Annotated in this window: 3 protein-coding genes; all 3 read left to right on the top strand. The window is 70.1% G+C overall.

What is annotated here, in order from left to right; all coding sequences use genetic code 11:
- Window positions 1-250 precede the first annotated feature (250 nt).
- From gspC to gspE, 3 genes are read left to right on the top strand one after another with little or no spacing between them, the layout of a single operon-like run.
- Window positions 251-1,120, top strand: a complete 870-nt coding sequence (gspC, locus tag ACESMN_RS12525; RefSeq protein ID WP_373053939.1) for a type II secretion system protein GspC — start codon at window positions 251-253, stop codon at window positions 1,118-1,120.
- Between the two features lie 8 nt (window positions 1,121-1,128).
- Complete coding sequence (gene gspD / locus ACESMN_RS12530) at window positions 1,129-3,129, top strand: type II secretion system secretin GspD (RefSeq protein ID WP_373053940.1); 2,001 nt, start codon at window positions 1,129-1,131, stop codon at window positions 3,127-3,129.
- Window positions 3,126-4,646 carry a type II secretion system ATPase GspE gene (gene gspE, locus ACESMN_RS12535; RefSeq protein WP_373053941.1) on the top strand — a complete coding sequence of 507 codons (1,521 nt, stop codon included), beginning with the start codon at window positions 3,126-3,128 and terminating at the stop codon, window positions 4,644-4,646. Before gspD ends, gspE begins: the two co-directional genes overlap by 4 nt.
- The last annotated feature ends 178 nt before the right edge of the window (window positions 4,647-4,824 follow it).

A 4,824-nucleotide genomic window follows, 5' to 3' on the forward strand; every position in this document is an offset into this window, starting at 1 on the left:
ACCGGTGGGCCCGCGGCGCTTGGCCCACCCTACGAATTCATCGCAGGTATTTCCCGTAAGGCACTGACTCCAGCGCAGGACGCCTGCCGCACCCTGAAAACGGCCTGAAAACGGCCGTTTTTTTCGGCCCCGGCTCTGCTACATTGGGGCTGTGAACCCCGTCCATCTCACCTTCCCGACGCGTCCCGGCAAGCCGCCTCACCGGAGACCCTCGGGTCCCCCGACGTTTTGCCGGAGGCCCTGAACGGAGATGCTGGCGATCGCAGCCAATCCGCCATCGATGCTGCCGCGCGCGCTCACCCTGCTGCTGATCGTGGCGGCCGGCGTGATGGCGGCGCAGCTGACCTGGCAGGTGCTCGCGCCGGACGTCCGGCCGCCCGTCACGGCGGACATCTCGACCGCGGAGGTGGCCCCGTCCGAGCCGGTCTCCCAGGAGTCCCCGCTGGCACGGGTCGCGGAGATGCCGCTCTTTGGCGAGCTCGGGGAGCGCGCGACACCGGAGCCGGTGGTGGCACCGGAAACCCGGCTGCGTCTGCGGCTGCTGGGCCTTTTCGCGGGCGACGCGCCGGAACAGGGCAAGGCGATCATCGCCGAGCGGGACAGCCCGGAGCAGCTGTACGGCATCGGCGACACGATCGCCGGCGGCCAGGCCCGGCTGCACCGGATTCACCCGGATCGGGTGATCCTGGAGCGGGACGGCGCCTACGAGACGCTGTGGCTGCCGCGCGCGGACGGCACCACCAACGGAACAGGCGATGCCGCCCCCCCAGCCCGCGCAACACCGGCCGCGAACACATCCGGCGACGCCGACGAGCCGCGCATCCAGCGTTCCGAGTGGCTGGAGGATCCGGAACGTCTGCTGCAGGCGGTGCGTGCCCGGCCGGTGATGCAAAACGGTGCGCTGCACGGCCTGGAGGTGCGCCCGACCCGCAACGCACGCCAGTTCCAGCAGGCGGGACTGCGCCCGGGTGACGTGATTACCTCGGTGAACGGCATGCCCCTGTCCAGCATCGAGGACACGGATCAACTCCTCGCGGACCTGGCCGGTCAGAGCCAGGTCAGCATCGTGGTCGAACGCGAGGGTCAGGCCTTGCCCCTGAGCATCCAGCTGATTGATTGAGTGTGCCGATGGCGAAGAGACTGCTGAAGATGCTGCTGGTTCTCGCGGTCACCGGGCTGTTCCCGGCGGCCGCGTCCTCCGACACGCTGACGCTTAACCTGCGCGATGCCGAGATCCAGACCCTGATCGACCTGGTCGCGGAGGAGACCGGCACCAACTTCATCGTCGACCCGCGGGTGCGCGGACGCGTGAGCGTGGTCTCCGGGCGCCCGGTCGAGCGCGACGAACTGCTCGATCTCTTCCTCGGCGTGCTCAAGGTCTACGGCTTCGCGGCCGTGCCCGGCGACGCGGCCACCAAGATCGTGCCGGACGTTCAGGCGAAGCAGGCCGAGGTACCGAACCTGTTCGCGGAGGACCCGCTGCGCGCCGACGACATCGTGACCCACGTGATCCAGACCGAGCACGTGAGCGCGGCCCAGCTGGTGCCGATCCTGCGCCCGCTGGTGCCGCAGGGCGGCCATCTCGCCGCCGCCACCGAGAGCAACTCGCTGCTGGTCTCGGACAGCGTGGCGAACGTGCGCCGCCTGCGCGATCTCATCGCACGCATCGATCAGCCGGTATCCGACGGCTACGAGGTGATCGAACTGCGCCATGGCCGGGCCACCTCGCTGGCCAACCAGCTGCGGGAACTGGAGACCGGGGCGGGGGGAGAGGGGCCGCCGCGCGGCCAGGTGCGCGTGATCGCGGACGAGCGCGCCAACGCGATCATCCTGTCCGGAGACCCGGAGCGCCGGGTTCGGCTGCGCGCGCTGATCACGCGGCTGGACACCCCGGTGGCGGCGGGCAACACCCAGGTACACTACCTGCGCTACGCCCAGGCCGAGGACGTGGTGGAGGTGCTGCGGGGCATCGCCGAGAGCCGCGAGGCGGCAGAGGCCACCGACGGGCAGCGCGCGAACCGCACGGTGCGCATCCAGCCCCACCAGAGCACCAACGCGGTGGTGATCTTCGGCCCGCCCGAGGAGATCGGTGACTACGGCGACATCATCGGGCAGCTGGACATCCGGCGCGCGCAGGTGCTGGTCGAGGCGGTGATCGCCGAGGTCTCCTCCGACCGGGTGCGCCAGCTGGGCGTGCAGTGGGCGGTCGGCGACCCCGATTCGGGGCTGGGCCTGATCAACTTCAACCGCGACGGCCGCGGCCTGCTGCAGCTCGCGGCCGGCGTGGACGGCTTCCTCGGCGGCGACGTCGCCGCCCCCCCGGACTTCGGAGACGGCCTGAGCCTGGGCGGCCTCGGCATCAGCGGCAGCACGCAGATCGCGGTGCTGATCAACGCGCTGCAGGGCGACTCGTCAAGCAACATCCTGTCCACGCCGAGTCTGCTCACCCTCGACAACGAGGAGGCCGAGATCGTGGTCGGCCAGAACGTGCCCTTCGTGGTCGGCCGCGCGGTGGAGGACTCCGGCCAGGCCTTCGACACCATCCGCCGCGAGGACATCGGCGTGAAGCTGCGGGTTCGCCCTCAGATCAACGAGGGCAATGCGATCCGTCTGGAGATCGAGCAGGAGGTCTCGCAGATCGCCCCGACCGGCGACGCGCGCGACCTGGTCACCAACACGCGGTCCCTGAGCACCCACGTGATGGTGGACGACGGGGAAATGCTGGTACTCGGCGGCCTGATCTCGGAGAATCGGGTGGACACCCGCGACCAGGTGCCCGGTCTCGGCAGCATACCCGGCCTCGGGCGCCTGTTCCGCTTTGACAGCCAGAACATGGAGAAACGCAACCTGATGGTCTTCCTGTACCCGCGGATCGTGCGCACCAACGCCCAGGGCGCGGAACTGACCAGCGAGAAGTACAGCTTCATCCGCCGGCAACAGTTGATGGAAGCGGAGCGGACCGGCCATCGCGGTGACACCCCGGTGGTTCCGGAATGGCGTGAACTTAGCTACCTCCCGCCGCCCTTCGCCGAGACCAGCCCGAACGGATCCCGGGTCGAGGCCCTGACCCAGCTGCCGCCGCCCTTCGCCGACATCAGCCCGCTGGCGGCCCCGTCCCGGTATCGATGAGCGCGTTTCCCGATCCCGGCACCCTCCCGACGGAACAGACCTCCGGCGACCCGCTCAGCCCGGGCTACGGCTTCTCGCGCCGCTCCGGCGTGCTCCCGGGGCCGGTGCTGGGCGGGCGCCGCACGCTGTACCTGCGCGCCGACGCGGATCCGATGGCGGTGCTGGAGATCCGTCGGCGCAGTGCGGAACCCCTGAAGCTGGAGACCCTGCCCCAGGAGGAGTTCGAGCGCCGCCTGCGCGAGAGCCACGAGCGCAGCAGTGACGAGGCCATGAACCTCGTCGAGGGCCTGAGCGAGGAGGGCGACCTGCTCAGCGTGGCCGAGGCGCTGGCCGAGCCCGAGGACCTGCTCGAGGCCGAGGACGATGCCCCGATCATCCGGCTGATCAACGCCCTGCTGACCGAGGCGGTGCGCGAAAACGCGTCGGACATCCACATCGAGCCCTTCGAGTCGCGCCTGTCGGTGCGCCTGCGCGTGGACGGCGTGCTGCGCGAGGTGCTGAACCCCCCGGCGGCGCTGGCGCCGCTGATCGTGTCGCGGGTGAAGGTGATGGCCCGCCTCGACATTGCCGAGAAACGCCTGCCCCAGGACGGACGCATCTCCCTGCGCGTGGCCGGCCGCCCGGTGGACGTGCGCGTCTCCACCCTGCCCTCCGGGCACGGCGAGCGGGTGGTGCTGCGCCTGCTCGACAAGCAGGCCGGACGCCTGGAGCTGCGCCATCTGGGCATGTCCGAGGCGCAGTACGTGTCGATGGAACGGGTGATCGGCCGGCCGCACGGGATCGTGATGGTCACGGGCCCGACCGGTTCCGGCAAGACCACCACCCTCTATGCGGCGCTGATGCGCCTGAACGATCGCAGCCGGAACATCCTGACGGTCGAGGATCCGATCGAGTACTACCTCGACGGCATCGGCCAGACGCAGATCAATACCCGGGTGGACATGACCTTCGCCCGCGGCCTGCGCGCGATCCTGCGCCAGGACCCGGACGTGGTGATGGTCGGCGAGATCCGCGACCTGGAAACGGTGCAAATCGCGGTCCAGGCCAGCCTGACCGGACACCTGGTCTTCTCCACGCTGCACACCAATTCCGCGATCGGCGCGATCACCCGGCTGCGCGACATGGGGGTGGAACCGTTCCTGCTCGCGTCCACGCTGAACGGGATCCTCGCGCAGCGCCTGGTCCGGCTGCTGTGTCCGCAGTGCCGCAATGCGGCGTTGGCCACCCACAGCGAGTGCATCCAGCTGGGGCTGGACCTGTCGGATCCGCCATTGGTGCATCGGGCGAGCGGCTGCCCGCAATGCAACGGCTCGGGCTACCGCGGCCGTACCGGCATCTACGAGTTGGTGGAGGTCGATGATACCCTGCGCCAGATGATCCACGACGGGGCGGACGAACGGGCGATGAGCGAGCATGTGCGCATGAGCGCGCCCAGCATTCGCGCCGACGGCGTGCGCCGCATCCTCGACGGCTCGACCACGGTCGAGGAAGTCGTGCGCGTGACCCGCGAGGACTGAGCGTGCCGCGCAGCCGGTGTGCGCCGCGCCCCCTCCCCAGCCCTCCCCCGAAGTCGGGGGAGGGAGCCTTCTCCCGTCTGCCGCTTGCGGGACAAAGCCGCCAAAGCCCCCGCGTAGGAGCGGCTTCCAGCCGCGATCCAGCGCCGGGGGGTCGTGGGAGCGGCTTCCAGCCGCGATC

The sequence above is a fragment of the Thioalkalivibrio sp. genome (genome assembly GCF_041690275.1).
Taxonomy (GTDB): Bacteria; Pseudomonadota; Gammaproteobacteria; order Ectothiorhodospirales; family Ectothiorhodospiraceae; genus Thioalkalivibrio.

Excerpts from the sequence above, each read along its gene's own strand:
- gspC (WP_373053939.1), top strand. The coding sequence starts at position 251 with ATGCTGGCGATCGCAGCCAATCCGCCATCGATGCTGCCGCGCGCGCTC.
- gspD (WP_373053940.1), top strand. The coding sequence starts at position 1,129 with ATGGCGAAGAGACTGCTGAAGATGCTGCTGGTTCTCGCGGTCACCGGG.
- gspE (WP_373053941.1), top strand. The coding sequence starts at position 3,126 with ATGAGCGCGTTTCCCGATCCCGGCACCCTCCCGACGGAACAGACCTCC.